The sequence below is a fragment of the Nocardioides mangrovicus genome (genome assembly GCF_003674065.1).
Classification (GTDB): domain Bacteria; phylum Actinomycetota; class Actinomycetes; order Propionibacteriales; family Nocardioidaceae; genus Marmoricola; species Marmoricola mangrovicus.
Window position 1 is genome coordinate 48,132 of the sequence record NZ_RDBE01000006.1, and the last position, 18,739, is coordinate 66,870.

Here is an 18,739-nt window from a genome sequence, read left to right on the forward strand (position 1 = left end):
CGGCCGACCCCCGGCAGCGGTACCCCAGACCGCGTCCCAGCACCCGAAACCCGGCCACACACACCGCCACCCGGCCGACCCGTGCGGTCGTTTCGCGTCCACAGCCGCGCCTCGCACGAACTTCTCCACAGCTCGACCAGCTGGCGGGCGCATGGTCGCCTGGACGAGGGTCTGATCGGGCCATGCGAGCGATACCCGAGGTCTTGCACACCGGCCCGTTCACCCGCAGCCGCGCTCTCGAGCTGGGTGTCAGCCGGCACATGTTCGAGGGGCAACGGTTCGTCAGGATCCATCCGAAGGTGTGGCGCTTGAACGCGTACGAGATGACCGACGCCGACTGGATCCTGGCCGCCGCGCTCGGCTTGCCGGACGACGCGCGACTGACTGGCATGACCCGGATCCAGCAGCTCGGCCTCGACGCCGGTCCGCACTTCCCCCTCAGGTTCGTTCTCGCCCGTGATCACCACCAACGGCTCGACGGCGTCTTCCTGCACCGAACGAAGCAGCTCGCGCCCCACGACGCCTACGCCGTCGAGCCGGCCGGGGCCTTCATCGCCTACTGCGCGACGGCGCGCACCATCGAGGCCATCGGGGTCGGCGACTGGCTGCTGCACCACGGCCATCTCACCCTCGGGCAGCTGCGCGAGCTGGCCCTGCGTGACCTCTGGCGGCTGGGTGCGCAGGAGGCACTCTGGATCAGCCACCACCTCGACGGCCTGTCCCGGTCTTTGCCGGAGTCACAGCTGCGCGCCATGATCACGTTCTCAGGGCTTCCCGCACCGATCGTCAACCAGCCGGTTCGCGGAGCAGTGCAGCGGGTCGCTCTGGCCGACCTGGAGATCCGACCGCCTGGCTTGGCGATCGAGTACGAGGGCGAGCAGCACCAGGTCGATCGCGACCAGTACCTCGCGGACCTCGATCGCTATGCGGACCTGCGGCGCGCCGACCAGCCCTACCTCCAGGTGACCAAGGAACTGCTGCGCCGCCCGCGACAGTTGCTGGGTCGGATCCATCGCGAGCTGGTCCGGCTGGGATACGCCGGGCCCGCGCCCGACCTGGCCACCGACCGTTGGCACCAGCTGATCTGTCCGCTGCGGGCCGCCGTGGGCGACAGGGGCCGGCGAACCGTCGACGTCAACGAGCGCTGATGCGGCACTGGTACGCAGGACCGGGAACCACCCACCACCACCCGGCCCCACGTACCGCCGCCCGGTCGAGAACGACAGCAGCGGTGCCGCAGACCGCTTTCGCGCGAGCGAAACCCGGTCTGCCGCACCGCTGCCGGTCGGCGTGAGGCGGAGGCCTACGGAGTGAAGTTGTAGGCCGAGACCAGAGTGCCGTTCTTGTACACCTGGATCTGGCGGGTGCTCAGGGTGGTGGGGAAGGTGTAGTTCCAGTCCACCGTCTCGCCGGCGCCCATGGTGGTCGCGAGCCGCTGGTGGAGCGTGTGGCCCGCCGGGCCGACGAGGATCTTCCAGGCGACGGGGTCGCCCTCGGTGTCGCCGGTGGCGATGGGGTCGGTCTTGAGGGTGACGAAGGTGCTGTTGCGCACCACCGAGTGGGTCTCGGTGCCGGTCACCGGGACGACGGCCCCGGGGGCGGCGTCGGAGGAGGCGGCGACGCCGGCCACGACCATGGTCGCGACCGAGGCCGTGGCCAGACCGAGAGTGAGCGATGTCTTCATGGTGGGAGATGCCCCTTTGCAGCGTGATACGGAACTGGACGTCTCACGATAGGTCGCACGCGTCACACCCGTCACGGGCCGTTCGGGTACTCCGAACACAACCCGTACACGGCGCACAGGTCCCCACCCGGCCCTCCACGCACTCGAGCCCGGACCCTGTGCGGGTCCGGGCTCGAGATCGCCGGTGGTGCCGGCCGATGGCGTCAGTTGCCGCCGGTGAGCTTCTCGCGGAGCGCCTGCAGCGCCTCGTCGGAGGCCAGCGAACCGGAGTCGCCGCCGGTCGTGCTGCCCTCGGAGTCCGAGCCGCCCGAGGAGTACGAGGTGGCCTCGCCCGCCTCGACCTCGGCCTGCTTGGCCTCGGCCTGCTGCTTGACGTGGGCCTCCCAGCGGGCGTGCGCCTTGGCGTACTGGTCCTCCCAGGTCTTGCGCTGCTCGTCGAAGCCCTCGAGCCACTCACCCGTGTCGGGGTCGAAGCCCTCGGGGTAGATGTAGTTGCCCTGCTCGTCGTAGGAGGCGGTCATGCCGTAGAGCGTCGGGTCGAAGTCCTCGGCCTCGGTGGCCGCGGCGGTCTCGTTGGCCTGCTTCAGCGACAGCGAGATCCGGCGACGCTCGAGGTCGATGTCGATGATCTTGACCATGACGTCGTCGTTGACCTGGACGACCTGCTCGGGGATCTCCACGTGGCGCTCGGCCAGCTCGGAGATGTGGACCAGGCCCTCGATGCCCTCCTCGACGCGGACGAACGCACCAAACGGCACCAGCTTGGTGACCTTGCCCGGCACGATCTGACCGATCTGGTGAGTCCGGGCGAAGTGCTGCCAGGGGTCCTCCTGCGTCGCCTTGAGCGACAGCGAGACCCGCTCGCGGTCCATGTCGACGTCGAGCACCTCGACGGTGACCTCGTCACCGACGGCCACGACCTCGCTGGGGTGGTCGATGTGCTTCCACGACAGCTCCGACACGTGCACCAGACCGTCGACGCCGCCGAGGTCCACGAACGCGCCGAAGTTGACGATCGAGGACACGACGCCCTTGCGGATCTGGCCCTTCTGCAGCTGGGTCAAGAAGCCCTGGCGCACCTCGGACTGGGTCTGCTCGAGCCACGCACGGCGCGAGAGCACGACGTTGTTGCGGTTCTTGTCCAGCTCGATGATCTTGGCCTCGAGCTCCTTGCCGACGTACGGCTGGAGGTCGCGCACGCGGCGCATCTCGACCAGCGAGGCCGGCAGGAAGCCGCGCAGCCCGATGTCGAGGATCAGACCGCCCTTGACCACCTCGATGACGGTGCCGGTGACGACGCCGTCCTCCTCCTTGACCTGCTCGATCGTGCCCCAGGCGCGCTCGTACTGGGCGCGCTTCTTGGACAGGATCAGCCGACCCTCCTTGTCCTCCTTCTGGAGGACCAGGGCCTCGACCTGGTCGCCGACCTCGACGACCTCGTTGGGGTCGACGTCGTGCTTGATGGAGAGCTCGCGCGAGGGGATGACGCCCTCGGTCTTGTAGCCGATGTCGAGCAGGACCTCGTCGCGGTCGACCTTGACGATGGTGCCGTCGACGATGTCGCCGTCGTTGAAGTACTTGATCGTCTCGTCGATGGCGGCGAGGAAGTCCTCGGCCGACCCGATGTCGTTGATGGCGACCTGGGGGGCCTCGGAGATGTCGGAAGTGAGGGTCATGGAGGAGGTGGGTTCCTTGGCGGATGGGATCGGGACTGGGCGCACGCCGAGACCGGTTTCACTGCCGAGGAGAGTTCACGTCGCCTTGACCAGCGAGCGAGAGGCTGCTCCGTACGAGACTCGCGCAGACCTCAGGTGCTTACCCCATGGTATCCCGCCCGGCCGACAACGCGCCAACCGGCGGGCGCGGGATCAGGTCGTCGTGCGGTCGCGGTCGAGGTGGTCGCGGGCCCACAGCGCGGCGCTGGTGCGGTCGGCCACGCCGATCTGGCGGAACACCCGCCCCAGGTGGGCCTTGACGGTGCGCTCGCTGATGCCCAGGTGGCGGGCGATCTGCTTGTTGGCCAGCCCCTGCGCGACCAGTCGCAGCACCTCGACCTCGCGGGCGCTCATCGAGTCGCCGGGGCGCCCCGAGCTATCGGGCAGCAGGACCCGCGCCACCCGCGGGTCCAGCGGCACGTGCCCCTCGGCGGCGGCGCGGATCGCGGCGAGCAGGTCGGCGGGCTCGCAGTCCTTGAGCTGGTAGCCGACCGCGCCGGCGGCCAGCGCCTCGGAGACGCGGTCGCGGTCGGAGAAGGAGGTCAGCACCACCACCCGCACCTCGGGGTGCTCGGCCAGGATCCGGCGGGTGGCCTCGACCCCGTCGACGCCGGGCATCGAGAGGTCCATCAAGACGACGTCGGGTCGGTGCTCGGCGACCATCGCGACGGCCGCCTCGCCGTCACCGGCCTGGCCGACGACCTCGAGCCCGTCGGCGGCCGAGATCAGCGCCGTCAGCCCCAGGCGGACCATCTGGTGGTCGTCGACCAGCAGGACGCCGATGGACGGCTCGCTCATGCGCGGGGCTCCTCGTGATCGGGGACCGTGAGCCGCCAGTGTGTGCCCGCCCCGGGCGCGGTGGCCACCTCCAAGGTGGCGCCGGCGTCGGCGGCCAGGTCGCACAGCAGCTGCAGGCCCAGGTGGCCGGGCGCGGGCTCGCGGAGCCGCTCGGCGACGTCGAACCCGGGGCCGTCGTCGACGACCTCGAGCTTGACGGCGTGGTCGTGGCGTCGCAGCGTGAGGGTGACGGTGCCGGGTGCGGCGTGCTTGGCGGCGTTGCGCAGCGTCTCCTCGGCGACGCGGTAGACCAGCCGCTCCTGGGCGCCGTCGAGGCCCAGCGCGTCGTCGGCGTCGGGCAGCAGGCGCACCTGCAGCCCCTCAGCGCGCACGGTCTGACCCAGGTCGGCCAGTGCCGCGCCGAGGCCGGCGCGAGACAGGCTCGGGGGATAGATCTCCACCAGCAGGGTGCGCAGAGCGCGGATGCTGGTGCGCACGGAGGCGGAGACGGTGCGCAGGTCCTCGGCCAGGGCGCCGTTGCCGCCGTTCTCCGCCGACGCCGTCGCTCCCGCCACGACGAACGAGGTGGCCGCGAGGTCCTGCACCGGTCCGTCGTGCAGCGTCGCCGCGATCCGGCGCCGCTCGGCCGAGGAGGCGTCGACGGCGCGGCGCAGCAGGTGCTCCCGCTGCTCCTGCGCGCGACGCGCGCGGCCGAGCAGGTGCACGACGACCGGGGCCAGCAGCACCACGAACAGCAGCAGGGTGCTCAGGGTGACCCCGGCGAATCCGCGCCACAGCTGCCCCGAGCGCCGCGAGACCTGGTCGTAGGACTCGTAGATCTCGAACAGGGCCGTGCGCCCGTCGGGGGTCCACACCGGCCGGTAGACCTCCACCAGCTTCTCGCCCTTGATCCGGTCCAGCGCGTTCTCGGGCCGGCTGAGGTCGGAGATCTCGGCCTCGGTGCGCGGCGAGGCCAGCGCCTCGCGCTCCTCGTCCTCCAGGCCGAAGTGCTTGCCCTCCAAGGAGGCCTGGTCGGCATAGGCGATGGTGCCGTCGGAGCGCCACAGCCGCACGCGCACCACGATGCCGCCCAGAATCTGGCGGCGGACGACGGCGTCGAAGGCGGCGCGGGCGTCGGGATCGCCGTCGATCAGCGCGTCGGTGATCGCGGGCTGGACGATGCCCTCGGCGAGCACGTCGGCGGTGTCGGCCGCGTCGGCGACCGCTTCGCGCTCGGCCAGCCGACGCGCGGCCAGCGACCCGCCGATGGTGACCACCGCGAGCACGGCGATGACGGCTACGACCAGCTGCAGCAGCAGTCGCCGCGAGGACAGCGGCGGCTCGGCGACGGCGACCGGGTCGGCCGCGCCGAGCAGCGTCCACGGCGCACGCGGCAGCGGGGCCGTGGGCGTCTCGTCGGCGCCGGCACGGTCCCGGCCGAGCGGCCCGTGGTCGACGGACCGGGTCTGCTCGCTGCTCTCAGTCGTCCGAGTGGTGTCCACCTGAGCCCTTGTCGTCCCCGGACCCAGTGCCGGTGCCGCCGTCGTCCTGGCCGGACTGGCCGTGGTCGTCGCTGCTCGCCTCGTGCTGACCGTGGTCGTCCGCGCTCGCGGCGTCGTGGCTCTTGTCGTCGGTCCCGTGCGACTGGTGCGCCTGGTGCGACTGGTGCGACTGGTGCGACTGGTCGTCCGTGCTCGCCGTGTGGTGCGGCCGATCCTCGGCAGCCGACGTGTGATGGCCGCTGTCGTGGGCGTGGTCGTCGGTGCCTGCGGCGTGCCGGCCGTGGTCGTCGCCGGCCTCGGAGTGCCGGCCGTGGTCGTCACCGGCCTCGTGGCGCCGGCCCTCGGCGGCCCCTTGGCGAGCCCCTTCGGCCGCACCGTCGTCGACGCCCGCGCCGGCAGCCACCAGCGGCCGCACGATGTCGTGGCTGACGCCCCGCGCGAACGACGCGCTCCCCCACAGCCCGAAGGCGGCCGGCACGAGGGCCGCCGCCACCGCGACCAGGTAGATGGTGATGCGCTTCATGAAGGTGCCTCCGCAGCTCGATTGTGTCCCAACCCGCGATCGGTCGTCGCCGATACGTCCGATCCGCCTGACACCAGGGTGTGGGCGCCGAGGTGCCTCACGCCATCGGGCTTTGGTCGTAGTACCCGTGCACGTCGCGCGCGGCCACGACGGCCCGCAGCTGACCGGTCGCCCGGGCCGCGACCGGGTCCTGCTCGGCCCGGGCGGCCAGGTCGAGCAGCGCGAAGAGGTCGGCGGCGCGGGCGCGATCGAGTGCGTCAGGGCGCTGATCGGGCACCAGCCGGCCCCGCGCCTCGAGCACCGCCTCGACGTAGGCGGGCGCGCGGTCGAAGCGGAGCAGGTTGCCCAGGTCGGCGTAGGGCGATCCGGCGTGGGCGAACTCCCAGTCCACCAGCCCCGTCACCTCGAGGGTGTCGGGGTCGACGAGCACGTTCTCGGCGTTGACGTCGCCGTGCACCAGGCAGGTACGGGAGACGGTGTCGAGCAACGCCTGGGCGTCGGTGAGCACCTCGCCCAGCGCCGACAGGTCGGCCTCGGGCCAGTCCAGGTCGACGTGGTCGGCGAAGCTCGGCAGGTCGGCGTACGCCGGGGGCAGCGGCGCGATGGCCAGGTCCGGTCCGTCGAGCAGGCCCGGCCGGGGCGTGGCGATCAGCGCCAGCCGGCCGAGCATCGTGCCGAGCTGGTCGCCCACGCGGCCTAGCGCGGCGTCGTCGAGGTCGGGCAGCACCTGCTCGAGTCGTACGCCGGGCAGCAGGGAGGTGACCAGCAACCCGGGCGCCTCGTGCTCGGGGTCGGCGCGGCGGACCTCGAGCACCTCGGCCACCGGCAGGAGTCCGCGCACCCACGACAGCACCGCCGCATCCACCTCGGGAGCCTTCGGCCCGCGCCGGACCGAGCGGCCGCCGTAGATCCGGACGACCACGTCCTCCCCCGCGACACGGGCCCGGAAGGTCTCGCCGCTCATCCCACCGGGGAGCGGGGTCGGCTCACCGATCTCCACGGGGTCTATCTTCGAGCACCATGGACACCCCGGTGCGTCCGGAGCGGCGCGCGGTCGGGCAGGACGAGACCGATCGGGTCAACCGCGGCGAGTGGGACCGCTACTCCGACGAGTACCAAGCCACCCACGGCCCCTTCCTCGGCGACAGCGGCTTCGTCTGGTCACCCGAGGGCACCGACGAGTCCGAGCTGCGTCTGCTCGGCGACGTGAGCGGTGCCGACGTGCTCGAGATCGGCTGCGGCGCGGGGCAGTGCTCGCGCTGGGTGCTGGCCCACGGTGGCCGGCCCGTCGGGCTGGACCTCTCGTGGCGCCAGCTCCAGCACAGCCGGCGCATCGACGACGCCACGGGGCTGGTGGTGCCGGTCGTGCTCGGCACCGGTACGCGCCTGCCCTTCGCCGACGACTCCTTCGACGTCGTCTTCTCCGCGTTCGGCGCGCTGCAGTTCGTCGCGCAGGAGCAGGTGGTGGTCGACGAGGCGGCGCGCGTGATGCGCCCCGGCGGCCGCTTCGCCTTCTCCATCACCCACCCGACGCGGTGGATGTTCCAGGACGACCCGTCGGAGGCCGGGCTGGTCGCCGACATGTCCTACTGGGACCGCACGCCCTACGTCGAGGTCTCCGAGGACACCGGTCGCCCGACGTACGTGGAGCACCACCGCACCATCGGCGACTGGGTCCGGGCGCTGGCCCGCGCCGGGTTCGTGCTCGACGACCTCGTCGAGCCGGAGTGGCCGCCCGAGCACGACCGCACCTGGGGCGGATGGAGCCGCACGCGCGGCCTGCTCACCCCGGGGACCGCCATCTACGTGGCGCATCTCCCGAGATGAGCAGGCCGGCGACTCAGACCAGCCGGCGCCGCAGCAGCACCACTCCGCCACCGGCCAGCAGCACGCCGGCGCCGGTGAGGGCCCGAGCCAAGTTGCGACCGTTCTGCCCGTCGTCGCCCTGGATGACGTAGCTGTAAGCGGTCAGGCCCTGGGCACCCTTCGGCGCGCCGTAGGCCATGTCCTCGGTGGAGGCCAGCCGAGCTCCCGCTTTCATCACCGCGACGTTCTCGCCGTAGGTCTGCGCCGTGGACTCGCCCTTGCCGACCAGCTTCTTGGTGCCCTCGTTCGACAGCTTGGTGGCACCCTCGGGCAGCGCAGGAGCCGAGCCGGCGGCGGTCTTGAGACCGTCGGCGAGCTTGCTCGAACCGGTCGCGGCGGCCGTCAGGCCACCGGAGAGCTTGGTCGCGCCCGCCGAGATCTTCCTGGAGCCGTCGGAGGCGGTCTCCGCACCGTCGGCGACCTTGGTAGCGCCATCGGAGAGGGCGACCGAGCCGTCGGAGGCCGTGGTGGCGCCGTCGGCGAGCTGCGCGGCACCGGTCTCGAGTCGGCCGGCGCCGTCGTCGAGCTGGTTCGCACCGGTGTCGAGCTTGCCCAAGCCCGCGGTCAGGTCCGAGCTGCCGCTGTAGGCCGAACCGGCGCCGCTCTGCAGCTGCGCGATCCCGGAGACGGCGGCCTCGACCCCCTCGGCCAGCTCGTTGAGACCGGACCTGACCTGCCCGAGGCCGCCCTTGACCGTGCCGGCACCGGTCTGCAGCGACCCCACGCCGGTGATCGCCTGGGCCAGGCCCCCCGCGATCTGCGCCGCCCCGCTGTTGAGCGCACCGCCCGAGGCCAGTGCCGTCTGCGCCGAGTCCAGACCGCCGGAGACCTGGCCCAGAGCGCTGACGGCCGTCGTGAGACCGGACTTGAGATCGGCGAGGTTTCCCTTCGCGGCGCTCAGCCCACCCAGGACGTTGGTGGCATAGCCCACGCAGGTGGGGTCACCGTTGCAGTAGCCCTTGAGCACGGTGACCCCGCCGCTGAGTGCGTCGATGCCCGACGGGTCGATGGAGCCCGCTGCGCCGCTCAGGCTGGACTTGACCTGGTCGACGCCGCCCCTCGCCGTGCCGATGCCGCCGGCTGCCTGCGAGAGACCGCCCTGCAGGTTCTGCGCACCGGTCTTGAGCTGGCCGAGCGCACCGTTCAGCGATGACAGACCGCCCAGAATGGTGGTGGGTGAGGCGTTGTCGCCCATGCCGGCGATCAGCTGGTCGATGCCGGCCTTGAGTTGCGCGATGGCGTCGTTGGCGGACGGCAGTCCGCTCTGTGCGTCGTTGAGCTGGCCGAGGCCACCGCTGATCTGCTTCAGGCCCGCCGTGAGCTGGGTGCTCCCGGCCAGCGCCGATCCGGTGCCGTCGGCAAGCGAAGCGGTGCCCGAGGCGAGGTCGGAGCTGCCCGCCGCGAGCTTGCGCGCACCGGTGTCAAGTTTGCCCAGACCGGCGCGCAGGGCAACCGCTCCGGCGGCCACCTTGCCGGACCCGGTGTCGAGCTGGCCCAGACCGGTCTTGAGCGTCAGTGCGCCGGCGGCGAGCTTCTCGGCCCCCGGAGCGGCGTCGTCGCTCAGGCCGTCGTCGAGCCGGCTCGCGCCGTCGCGCAGCTTGATCAGGCCGGCCAGCAGCTGGGCCGAGCCGTCGCGCAGCTGGAGGAGGTGGGCGTCGATCTTGACCGCGCCGTCGGTCAGCTCCGCGCCGCTGTCGGCGCCGCCCTGGTAGGAGGTCGAGGCCGACTTGAAGGTGGGGCTCTCGAGCGGGTTGACCGGCAGCGCGGAGATCTCGACGCGGGGCACCACGCCGTTCTTGACGTCAGCGGTGTAGCCGAAGGTGGAGGTGGTCGAGCCGACCGGCTTGAACAGCGTCATCGTGAACGACAGCTGGGTGCCGCCCTCTCCATCGCCGGCCATGTTGGCGGCCTGGGAGCGGATGTTGGTGAAGCTGCTGGGCAGCGTCGTGTCGACCGACCCGACGATCGGCATGACGACGTTCACCTCGCGAGTCACGGTGCCGCCGTTGCCGTCGGCGATCTGGACCTTCTCGGTGCGACCCGTGCGGTTGGTGACGGTGAAGGTCACCTGGAGCTTGCCGGACCTGCCGACGACGTCGCCGGGCCGGACCGTCTTGCCGTCGAGGCTGTAGTGGACGGCGACGTCGAGCGGCAGCTTCTTGGTGTAGGTGCTCACCGTGCGGGTCTTCTTGGTGCCGTCGACGGTGGTGCGCACGACCTGGTCGCCGCCCTTGGTCGAGATGTGGGCGAAGCCGTCGAGGTTGCGCAGTCCCCGGGTGGAGACGGGGTTGAGGAGGTCGACCGACCCGTGACCGGTCATGGCCAGCTGCTCGTAGACCCGCTGGCTCTCGATCTTCGCCTCGGGCGACATGTAGACCTGCACGGTCTCGGTGTTGACGACGTCGACGTGGCCGCTGCTGCCGATGGTGCCTGCAGCCATCGCCGGGGTGGCCCCGGCCAGCGCGAGCAGTCCGAGCGCCCCGCTCAGCGCGGCGCCCCGTCGCAGGTGGGGTCGCAGGTGGGGTCGCAGATGGGTGCGCGACGTCATCAGGCCACCTCCGCCATCTCGGTGCGGGTGTCGGCCTCGTCGACCGACTCAGGGACCAGGGAACCGGCGAAGAAGCCGATGGCCAGGTCGAGCAGCAGGGTGGTGGCCGTGGCCACGGAGGTGCTCATCACCTCGGGCGGGGCGGCGTCGAAGGTGAACTCGTAGCCGCCGGCGAAGGCCGCGGTACCGAGCAGCAGCGACCACAGCGGAAGGCGTCCGCCGGACACGGCGGTGGCCACCACGCAGACCAGCACGACACCCATCACCGCGGCGGAGCGCCCGCCGGCCGAGTCCGGCAGCATGCCCGCCCGCAGCAGGTAGCCGACCCAGGCCGCGACGAAGCCGACGGCGAACCCGCCGAGCCGGGCCCCGGGCGAGCGGTCGGGCACCAACGCGACGACGGCGCCCAGCGCCCCGCCGAGCAGAGCGGCGGACTCCAGCCCGAGGTCCAGGGCCGAGCTGACGAGGACGACAACCCCGGCGGCGACCGCCAAGACGACGCCGGTGACGAGACTTCTGCGCATGCGGACGCTCACCCTCCCGTGAGACGAGCCGGTCGCGAGCGACCGGCGAACGACGAAGCCTTCCGCTTCGTTAACTGGCCGGTAACTTAGGGCCGAGTGGTCCATACCACGAGTACGTGCCGGTAACTGTCCGGAATGCACCTGTTGTCGGCAGGCTTGGTCTAGTCCGGTGCCCCTGCGCGCCCGTCGCCGTCTCGTCCGGGGCGACATCTAGGGTGGCGACGTGACCCGCCTCGACCCCCGCCCGGTGCTGCGCCGCAGCGCCGGGATCGCCGTCGCGATGGCAGTGATGAACCTGGGGACCTACGGCGCGACCATCGTCGCGGCCCGGCTGCTGGGCCCGCGCAGCTATGGCGGGTTCGCCGCCGTGATGGGACTGCTGCTGGTCGTCGGCGTGGTCCAGCTGGGCATCCAGGCGACCGGTGCACGCCGGGTCGCGGCCACGCCGGGCGACGTCGGCGAGATCGAGCGCGCCATCGTCACGGTCACCTACCGCACTGCCACCGTGCTCGGACTGGCGCTGCTCGCGCTCTCCCCCGTGCTGAACCGGGCGCTCCACCTCGAGAGCATCTGGACCGCCCTGCTCGTCGGCCTTTGCGCCTGGCCGATGACCGTGATGGGGGGACAGGCCGGGATCTTGCAGGGCGAGCGCCGGTGGTACCCGCTGGCGGTGCTGTACATGTCCTCCGGCGTGAGCCGGCTGGCGGTCGCGAGCATCCTCCTGCTCCTCAAGCCGACCGAGACGATGGCGATGGTCGGCGTGACGGTCAGCTTCGTGCTGCCGGCGATCGTCGGCTGGGCCGCACTGCGACGCTCGGCGGTCCACCGCTCGACGGAGACCTCGGGCGACCACGACGTGCGCACCGTGTTCGGCGAGACCGCCCGCAACTCCCACGCGCTACTGGCCTTCTTCGCCCTCTCCAACGCCGACATCATCTTGGCCCGAGCCCTCCTCCCCCCACACCAGGCCGGTCTCTACGCCGGTGGCCTGATCCTGGTGAAGGCCGTGCTGTTCCTGCCCCAGTTCGTAGTCATCGTGGCCTTCCCCAGCATGTCCAGCGACACCGAGCGACAAGGCGCCTTGGTCAAGAGCGTCCTCCTGGTGCTCGGCCTGGGCGCGCTGGCCACGATCGCGGCCTCGGTGCTCAGCGGCCTTGCGCTGATCTTCGTCGGCGGTCAGGAGTACGTCGGCGTCCAGCACCGGCTGTGGCTGTTCGCGATCCTCGGCACCCTGCTCTCCATGCTCCAGCTGCTGGTCTACAGCGTCGTGGCCCGCCAGTCCCAGCGCTCGGTGTACCTGATCTGGGGTGCACTGGCGCTGCTGGTGCTCGCCGCCACCCGCGCCGACGGCGCCACCTCGCTGGTCACCTTGGTCAGCGGGGTCGACGCGGCGCTGTTCCTGGTCCTGCTCGCCGTCAGCCTGTGGCGGATCCGGACGACGGGGCTGGTCGAGGAGCCGGAGCCGGCGGTACGGGCGGGGTGAGCTGGTCCGCGGCGGGCCCGGTTTCACCGGCCGGCGGGTGAAACCGGGGGACGAAGCCGGGCAGAACGGGTGCGAAACGTCCGGGAACGCGCGCCCGTTGTCGGGTACGTCCGGTTGGAGCGGGCGGGTCGGTTTCCCCGCCTAGGCGGGGAAACCGACCAAAAACCCGGACGAACCGACCCCCACCAGGGCGGTTTCCTCCACTTGCGCGTCCGTTGTGTCGCCGGTGCCCATTGTGTCACGAGCGCCCGCGGCGGCCCAGATCAGTGGGCGGCTTCGTGCCAGCTGCGTCCGGTGCCCACCGAGACGTCGAGCGGGACGGCCAGCGAGGCCGCGGAGCCCATCTCGCCGCGGACCAGTGCCTCGAGCTGCTCCTCCTCCCCCGGCGCCACCTCCAGCACGAGCTCGTCGTGCACCTGCAGCAGCATCCGCGAGGTCAGTCCGGTCTCCCGCAACGCGGCGTCGACGCGCAGCATCGCGACCTTGATGATGTCGGCCGCCGAGCCCTGGATCGGGGCGTTGAGCGCCATCCGCTCGGCCATCTCGCGACGCTGCCGGTTGTCGCTGGTCAGGTCGGGCAGGTAGCGCCGACGACCCAAGATGGTCTCGGTGTAGCCGGTGCGGCGGGCCTCGTCGACGATGCCGGTCAGGTAGTCGCGCACGCCGCCGAAGGTCTCGAAGTACTCATCCATCAGCGCGCGCGCCTCGCCGGTGGAGATGCGCAGCTGGGCGGAGAGTCCGTAGGCGGAGAGTCCGTAGGCCAGCCCGTAGTTCATCGCCTTGATCCGCGCCCGCATCTCGGGGGTCACGTCGGCGGCCTCGACCCCGAAGACCCTCGCGGCGGTGACCGAGTGGAAGTCGCGGCCCGAGCGGAAGGCCTCGATCAGGCCGGCGTCCTCGGAGAGGTCGGCCATGATCCGCATCTCGATCTGGCTGTAGTCGGCGGTCATCAGCGTCGCGTAGTCCTTGCCCACGACGAACGCCTCCCGGATCCGGCGCCCCTCCTCGGTGCGGACCGGGATGTTCTGCAGGTTCGGGTCGGTGCTGGAGAGCCGCCCGGTGGCCGCGATCAGCTGGTTGAAGGTGGTGTGGATGCGGCCGTCGGGCTGCACGGTCTTGAGCAGCCCCTGCACCGTCTGCTGCAGCCGGATGACGTCGCGGTGGCGCAGCAGGTGGCCCAGGAACGGGTGCTCGGTCTTCTCGAACAGCCCCTGAAGCGCGTCGGCGTCGGTGGTGTAGCCGGTCTTGGTGCGCTTGGTCTTCGGCATCTCCAGCTCGTCGAACAGCACCACCTGCAGCTGCTTGGGCGAGCCGAGGTTGATCTCCTTGCCGATCACCGCGTACGCCTGCTCGGCGGCGTCGCGCACGCCGACCGCGAACTCCTCCTCGAGCGCCTCGAGGTGGTCGGTGTCGACGGCGATGCCGGTCTGCTCCATCCGTCCTAGCACCATCTCCAGCGGCAGCTCGACGTCGCTGAGCAGTGCGGTGCCGCCGCGGTCGGCGAGCTCGTCGTCGAGCGCCTCGGCCAGGTCGAGCACCGCGCGGGCGTGCAGCATCGGCGCCTCGCCCGGATCGTCGTCGTTGAGCCCCTCCAGGCTCAGCTGGTCGGCGTCGCCGACGGCCGAGGCCCCGCGCAGCTCGCGCTTGAGGTAGCGGACGGTGAGGTCGGCCAGGTCGTAGGAGCGCTGGTCGGGTCGCGCCAGGTACGCCGAGAGCGCGGTGTCGCGCTCCAGCCCGGCCAGCGGCCAGCCGCGCGCACCCAGCGCGAGCATCGGGCCGTTGGCGTCGTGGAGCACCTTGCGACGTTGCGGATCGGCCAGCCAGCCGGCCATCGCGGCATCGTCGTCAGGGGTCAGCCCCGACGGCACGACGTACGCCGCGGCCCCGGAGTCGGTGGCCAGCGCGAGCCCGGTGACCTCGCCGGTGCCGGCTCGCCAGCTGCCCTCCACCCACAGCCCCACGCGGCCCTCGACTGCCTGCTCGGCCAGCCACGGGGCGAGCTCGTCGTCGCCGAGCCGGACGCCCTCGAGCTCGAAGCCGGAGTCGTCGATCTCCTCCGCCGACTCCAGGGTCTCGAAGAGCCGGTCGCGCAGCACCCTGAACTCCAGGCTGTCGAAGAGGGTGTGCACCTCCTGGCGGTCCCAGGGGCGCAGCCCGAGGTCGGCGGGCTTGAGCGGCAGGTCGAGATCGGTGACCAGCGCGTTGAGCTGCCGGTTGCGCAGCACGTCGTCGAGGTGCTCGCGCAGCGACTCACCCTTCTTGCCGGTGACCTCGTCGGCCCGGTTGATCAGGTTGGTGAGCCCGTCGAACTGGTTGATCCACTTGGCGGCGTAACCCTGTCCGACCCCGGGCACCCCGGGCAGGTTGTCGGAGGTCTCGCCTACCAGTGCGGCGAGCTCGGGATAGCGGGTCGGCGGCACGCCGTAGCGCTCCTCGACCGCCTCCGGAGTCATCCGCTTCATCTCCGAGACTCCGCGCATCGGGTAGATGACGGTGGTGTGGTCGTCGACCAGCTGGAAGGAGTCGCGGTCACCGGAGCAGATCAGCACCTCGAAGCCGTCGCCCTTGGCCTGGGTGGCGAGCGTGCCGATGATGTCGTCGGCCTCGAAGCCGTCCTTCTCCACGAAGGGGACGCGCAGCGCGTCGAGCACCTCCTTGATCAGCGAGACCTGGCCGGAGAACTCCGCGGGCGAGGTGGACCGGTTGGCCTTGTACTCCGCGTAGGCCTCGCTGCGGAACGTCTGCCGGGAGACGTCGAAGGCCACCGCGAGGTGGGTCGGCTGCTCGTCGCGCAGCACGTTGATGAGCATGGCCGTGAACCCGTAGACCGCGTTGGTGTGCTGCCCGGTGGTGGTGGAGAAGTTCTCGACCGGGAGGGCGAAGAAGGCGCGGTAGGCCAGCGAGTGGCCGTCGAGCAGGAGCAGCCGGGGGCGGTCATCAGCGGACACGTGGCGACCCTAGTCGCCCCCTGGGACATAGTGACGCCCGTGTTCATCGGTGCCGGCACGCTGGTCAACGTCCTCGCCGTCCTGGTCGGCGGAACAGTCGGTGTGCTGGTCGGCGAGCGGCTGCCCGAGCGCACCCGCCGCGTGGTCACCGACGGCCTCGGCCTGGTCACCCTGCTCATCGCCGGCACCAACCTGACCTCGATCGGCGACCCGGACTGGCGCCGCGCGGTCGGCTCCAGCGCACCGCTGCTGATCGTGCTCGGCGCGTTGCTCATCGGCGGCATCACCGGCTCGCTGCTGCGGCTGGAGGACCGCCTCGAGGGCGTCGGCGGCTGGCTGCAGGGCCGCCTCAGCGGCGCGTCGGCCGGACGCGCCCGCTTCATCGAGGGGTTCGTGACCGCCTCGATCATCTTCTGTGCCGGGCCGCTGACGATCCTGGGCTCGCTGACCGAGGGCCTGGGCGGCGGCTCCCAGCAGCTGCTGCTGAAGTCCGCGCTCGACGGCTTCGCCGCGATCGCCTTCGCCGCCTCCTTCGGGTGGGGCGTGGTCACCGCCTCGCTGGCGGTGCTGGTCATCCAGGGGTTGCTGACCGCCTTCGGGGCGGCGCTGGGCAACTTCCTGCCCGACGCCGAGCTCGCCGCACTGACCACCACGGGTGGCCTGCTGCTGGTCGGGGTCGCGCTGCGGCTGCTCGACCTCAAGCAGGTCAAGGTCGCCGACCTGCTGCCGGCGCTGGTCGTGGCACCGGTGCTGACGGTGGTCGTCGCGGCGGTGCGCTGAGGCGCCGCGCGCGGCGGGGGTTTTGCCGGGCACCCGGCAAAACCCCGGGAAACCGGCGCCGATTTCGGCACCGCAGACGAGTTTCGGTAGGTCGACGTCCGCTTCGCCCGAGTCGCACCCGGGGAGCGCTGGTCGGGCTCAGGCGCCGCCGGCGATGCCCGGGCCGTGCTCGATCACGCCCTCGGCGACCTGGCGCATCGACAGGCGCAGGTCCATCGCGGTCTTCTGGATCCAGCGGAACGCCTCGGGCTCGGTCAGGCCCAGCCGCTCCTGCAAGATGCCCTTCGCGCGCTCGACGCCCTTGCGGGTCTCGAGTCGGTCGGTGAGGTCGGTGACCTCGGCCTCCAGCTGACGCAGCTCGGCGTAGCGGCTGAGCGCCATCTCGATGGCCGGCACCAGGTCGGTCTGGTCGAACGGCTTGACCAGGTAGGCCATCGCGCCGGCGTCGCGGGCCCGCTCGACCAGTTCACGCTGGCTGAACGCCGTGAGCATCACGATCGGGGCGATGCGCGCCGTCGCGATCTGCTCGGCCGCGGCCAGCCCGTCGAGCTTGGGCATGCGGATGTCCATCACCACGAGGTCGGGCCGCAGCTCGGTGGCCAGTGCCACCGCCCGCTCGCCGTCCTCGGCCTGGCCGACGACGTCGTAGCCCTCCTCGCCCAGCATCTCGGCGAGGTCCATGCGGATCAGCGCCTCGTCCTCGGCAATGAGCACGCGACGCCGGGCGCCCGGGTCCTGCGCGGAGATCGACATGGGAGAAATCCTAGTGAGCCCCTCGGGTAGCGTTTCCCGCGCCTTGCGCCCCGGTATTCCAATCGGCAGAGAACGCGGTCTCAAACACCGTCCAGTGTGGGTTCGAGTCCCACCCGGGGCACCGAGCAGGCGGTGGCACGTGCCCGCGGCCTCCCGGGCGCGCGGTTGCGACATCCCCGACACAACGCCCTCACGTCTAGACCACTGTATTGCCGGCGGTCTCGTTCGCGTCACGGGTGAGCGCGCTTCCTTGACACCCCCTCCGCCCCCGGGTGAGGGTCCTCGCACCTCGGCTCGTCCAGGGCTCGGGGGACCGCCGGCTGCGGCAACAGATCGCGGCGGCGTCAGGGACACAGTCATGGAGGGGAATACATGCGCTCTCGTTCTGTCGTGAGCATGGCGGCCGTCGCGGTCGTCGGTGCGCTCACGCTGACCGGATGCGGCTCGTCGTCGTCGGGCGGTGGCGGCCTGAAGGCCGACTCCGGCAGCGGCGGCGGCAGCAAGACCTACACCATCGCCTTCGAGGGTCCCCTCTCCGGCGACAACGCCCAGCTGGGCATCAACGAGGTCAACGGCGTCGAGCTGGCCATCGAGCAAGCCAACGCCGACAAGAGCCTCGGCTTCAAGCTCAAGCTCCTCAAGGCCGACGACGTCGGCGACCCGGCCAAGGCGCCCGCCGCCGCGGCCACGGTCATCCAGGACACCAACGTCATGGGCGTCGTGGGCCCCTCCTTCTCCGGCGCCACGCAGGCCGTGGGCGGCAAGTACGGCGACGCCGGCATCGCGATCGTCAACCCCTCGGCCTCCAACGGCGAGCTGCAGGACCAGGGCTTCAAGACCTGGCACCGCGTCATCCCCAACGACTACGCCGAGGGTCCGGCCGCGGCCGACTGGCTGGCCAAGTCGGTCAAGAAGGTCATCGTCGTCAGCGACAAGAGCGCCTACGGCGACGGCGTCGCGGGCGCGGTGTCCAAGGAGCTGAAGGCCAAGGGCGTCACGGTCATCGAGCAGGCCGCCGACGCCACGGCGACCAAGGACTACGGCCCGATCGCGCAGACCGTGAAGTCCTCGGGCGCCGAGGCGCTGTTCTACGCCGGCTACGACGCCCAGGGCGCGCAGTTCGCCAAGGCGCTCAAGGCCGTGGACTACACCGGCGTCCGGATGTCGGGCAACGGCGTGAAGTCCGACGTGTTCACCAAGGGTGCGGGCGACGCCGGCAACGGCTGGTACTTCTCCTGCGGTTGCGCGGACGCCACCACGTCGAGCACGGCGAAGGACTTCGCCGCGGCCTACAAGGCGAAGTTCAACACCGACCCCTCGACGTACTCCCCCGAGGCCTACGACGCCGCCAACATCGTGATCCAGGCGATCAAGACGGCCAAGGGCAAGGGCTCGGTGACGCGCTCGTCGGTCAACGACGCGGTGTCCGCGATCGACTACAAGGGCATCACCGGCGACATCAAGTTCGGCAGCAACGGCGACCTGCCCGAGGGGTCCGGCGTCGTGAACCTCTACCAGGACGAGAACGGCACGATCAAGAGCCTGGGCGACATCACCAAGGCCGCTGCAGCCAAGTAGTCAGCACCACCTCGCATGATCTCTCAGGGGCGCCGTCGCCACTCGTCGTGGCGGCGGC

At 71.3% G+C, this 18,739-nt stretch carries 15 protein-coding genes and 1 tRNA gene; 6 read left to right on the top strand and 10 right to left on the bottom strand.

Annotated features, from left to right (window positions below; genetic code table 11):
- Positions 1–203: 203 nt before the first annotated feature.
- Positions 204–1,148: a hypothetical protein gene (locus tag D9V37_RS06145; protein WP_147455876.1), complete on the top strand. Its 945-nt coding sequence runs from the start codon at positions 204–206 to the stop codon at positions 1,146–1,148.
- A gap of 155 nt (positions 1,149–1,303) precedes the next feature.
- Here D9V37_RS06145 and D9V37_RS06150 read toward each other — a convergent pair whose 3' ends face one another.
- From D9V37_RS06150 to D9V37_RS06175, 6 genes are all read right to left on the bottom strand, one after another.
- Positions 1,304–1,684: a hypothetical protein gene (locus tag D9V37_RS06150; protein ID WP_121805278.1), complete on the bottom strand. Its 381-nt coding sequence runs from the start codon at positions 1,682–1,684 to the stop codon at positions 1,304–1,306.
- Between the two features lie 203 nt (positions 1,685–1,887).
- Positions 1,888–3,360: a 30S ribosomal protein S1 gene (gene rpsA / locus D9V37_RS06155; RefSeq protein ID WP_121805279.1), complete on the bottom strand. Its 1,473-nt coding sequence runs from the start codon at positions 3,358–3,360 to the stop codon at positions 1,888–1,890.
- A gap of 192 nt (positions 3,361–3,552) precedes the next feature.
- The gene (locus D9V37_RS06160) at positions 3,553–4,197 is read right to left on the bottom strand and encodes a response regulator (protein WP_121805280.1); all 645 of its coding nucleotides are present in this window, start codon (positions 4,195–4,197) and stop codon (positions 3,553–3,555) included.
- Positions 4,194–5,678: a sensor histidine kinase gene (locus D9V37_RS06165; RefSeq protein WP_121805281.1), complete on the bottom strand. Its 1,485-nt coding sequence runs from the start codon at positions 5,676–5,678 to the stop codon at positions 4,194–4,196. Before D9V37_RS06165 ends, D9V37_RS06160 begins: the two co-directional genes overlap by 4 nt.
- Positions 5,656–6,201 (bottom strand): hypothetical protein, encoded by a 546-nt coding sequence (locus D9V37_RS06170; protein WP_121805282.1) that lies wholly within the window; start codon positions 6,199–6,201, stop codon positions 5,656–5,658. The genes D9V37_RS06165 and D9V37_RS06170 overlap by 23 nt, the downstream gene beginning before the upstream one ends.
- Before the next feature lie 97 nt (positions 6,202–6,298).
- Complete coding sequence (locus D9V37_RS06175; RefSeq protein WP_121805283.1) at positions 6,299–7,201, bottom strand: phosphotransferase family protein; 903 nt, start codon at positions 7,199–7,201, stop codon at positions 6,299–6,301.
- A gap of 20 nt (positions 7,202–7,221) precedes the next feature.
- Between D9V37_RS06175 and D9V37_RS06180 the strand changes: the two genes are divergently transcribed.
- Entirely contained in the window at positions 7,222–8,028 is an 807-nt protein-coding gene (locus tag D9V37_RS06180; RefSeq protein WP_121805284.1) for a class I SAM-dependent methyltransferase, read from the top strand.
- A gap of 13 nt (positions 8,029–8,041) precedes the next feature.
- Here D9V37_RS06180 and D9V37_RS06185 read toward each other — a convergent pair whose 3' ends face one another.
- On the bottom strand, positions 8,042–10,615 hold the full coding sequence (locus D9V37_RS06185; RefSeq protein ID WP_121805285.1) for a YhgE/Pip domain-containing protein: 2,574 nt from the start codon (positions 10,613–10,615) through the stop codon (positions 8,042–8,044).
- On the bottom strand, positions 10,615–11,139 hold the full coding sequence (locus tag D9V37_RS06190; RefSeq protein WP_147455877.1) for a hypothetical protein: 525 nt from the start codon (positions 11,137–11,139) through the stop codon (positions 10,615–10,617). The genes D9V37_RS06185 and D9V37_RS06190 overlap by 1 nt, the downstream gene beginning before the upstream one ends.
- Before the next feature lie 223 nt (positions 11,140–11,362).
- Between D9V37_RS06190 and D9V37_RS06195 the strand changes: the two genes are divergently transcribed.
- On the top strand, positions 11,363–12,622 hold the full coding sequence (locus D9V37_RS06195; RefSeq protein WP_121805287.1) for a lipopolysaccharide biosynthesis protein: 1,260 nt from the start codon (positions 11,363–11,365) through the stop codon (positions 12,620–12,622).
- 263 nt (positions 12,623–12,885) lie between these two features.
- Here the strand turns inward: D9V37_RS06195 and polA are convergent, their stop codons facing one another.
- Positions 12,886–15,570: a DNA polymerase I gene (gene polA, locus D9V37_RS06200; RefSeq protein WP_198412412.1), complete on the bottom strand. Its 2,685-nt coding sequence runs from the start codon at positions 15,568–15,570 to the stop codon at positions 12,886–12,888.
- Positions 15,571–15,609: 39 nt separating this feature from the next.
- Here polA and D9V37_RS06205 point away from each other — a divergent pair, with 39 nt between their 5' ends.
- Entirely contained in the window at positions 15,610–16,350 is a 741-nt protein-coding gene (locus D9V37_RS06205; RefSeq protein ID WP_121805288.1) for a DUF554 domain-containing protein, read from the top strand.
- A 138-nt stretch (positions 16,351–16,488) separates the two neighbouring features.
- On the opposite strand, the gene D9V37_RS06210 is transcribed toward D9V37_RS06205, so the two are convergent.
- A complete protein-coding gene (locus tag D9V37_RS06210) occupies positions 16,489–17,103 on the bottom strand; it encodes an ANTAR domain-containing response regulator (protein ID WP_121805289.1) in 615 nt (204 codons plus the stop codon).
- A gap of 47 nt (positions 17,104–17,150) precedes the next feature.
- Here D9V37_RS06210 and D9V37_RS06215 point away from each other — a divergent pair.
- Positions 17,151–17,224, top strand: a tRNA-Leu gene (locus tag D9V37_RS06215).
- 275 nt (positions 17,225–17,499) lie between these two features.
- Positions 17,500–18,681, top strand: coding sequence for a branched-chain amino acid ABC transporter substrate-binding protein (locus D9V37_RS06220; protein WP_158604390.1), 1,182 nt, complete (start codon positions 17,500–17,502; stop codon positions 18,679–18,681).
- The last annotated feature ends 58 nt before the right edge of the window (positions 18,682–18,739 follow it).

Excerpts from the sequence above, each read along its gene's own strand:
- D9V37_RS06150 (WP_121805278.1), bottom strand. The coding sequence starts at position 1,684 with ATGAAGACATCGCTCACTCTCGGTCTGGCCACGGCCTCGGTCGCGACC.
- rpsA (WP_121805279.1), bottom strand. The coding sequence starts at position 3,360 with ATGACCCTCACTTCCGACATCTCCGAGGCCCCCCAGGTCGCCATCAAC.
- D9V37_RS06160 (WP_121805280.1), bottom strand. The coding sequence starts at position 4,197 with ATGAGCGAGCCGTCCATCGGCGTCCTGCTGGTCGACGACCACCAGATG.
- D9V37_RS06170 (WP_121805282.1), bottom strand. The coding sequence starts at position 6,201 with ATGAAGCGCATCACCATCTACCTGGTCGCGGTGGCGGCGGCCCTCGTG.
- D9V37_RS06180 (WP_121805284.1), top strand. The coding sequence starts at position 7,222 with ATGGACACCCCGGTGCGTCCGGAGCGGCGCGCGGTCGGGCAGGACGAG.
- D9V37_RS06185 (WP_121805285.1), bottom strand. The coding sequence starts at position 10,615 with ATGACGTCGCGCACCCATCTGCGACCCCACCTGCGACCCCACCTGCGA.
- D9V37_RS06190 (WP_147455877.1), bottom strand. The coding sequence starts at position 11,139 with ATGCGCAGAAGTCTCGTCACCGGCGTCGTCTTGGCGGTCGCCGCCGGG.
- D9V37_RS06210 (WP_121805289.1), bottom strand. The coding sequence starts at position 17,103 with ATGTCGATCTCCGCGCAGGACCCGGGCGCCCGGCGTCGCGTGCTCATT.
- D9V37_RS06220 (WP_158604390.1), top strand. The coding sequence starts at position 17,500 with ATGGCGGCCGTCGCGGTCGTCGGTGCGCTCACGCTGACCGGATGCGGC.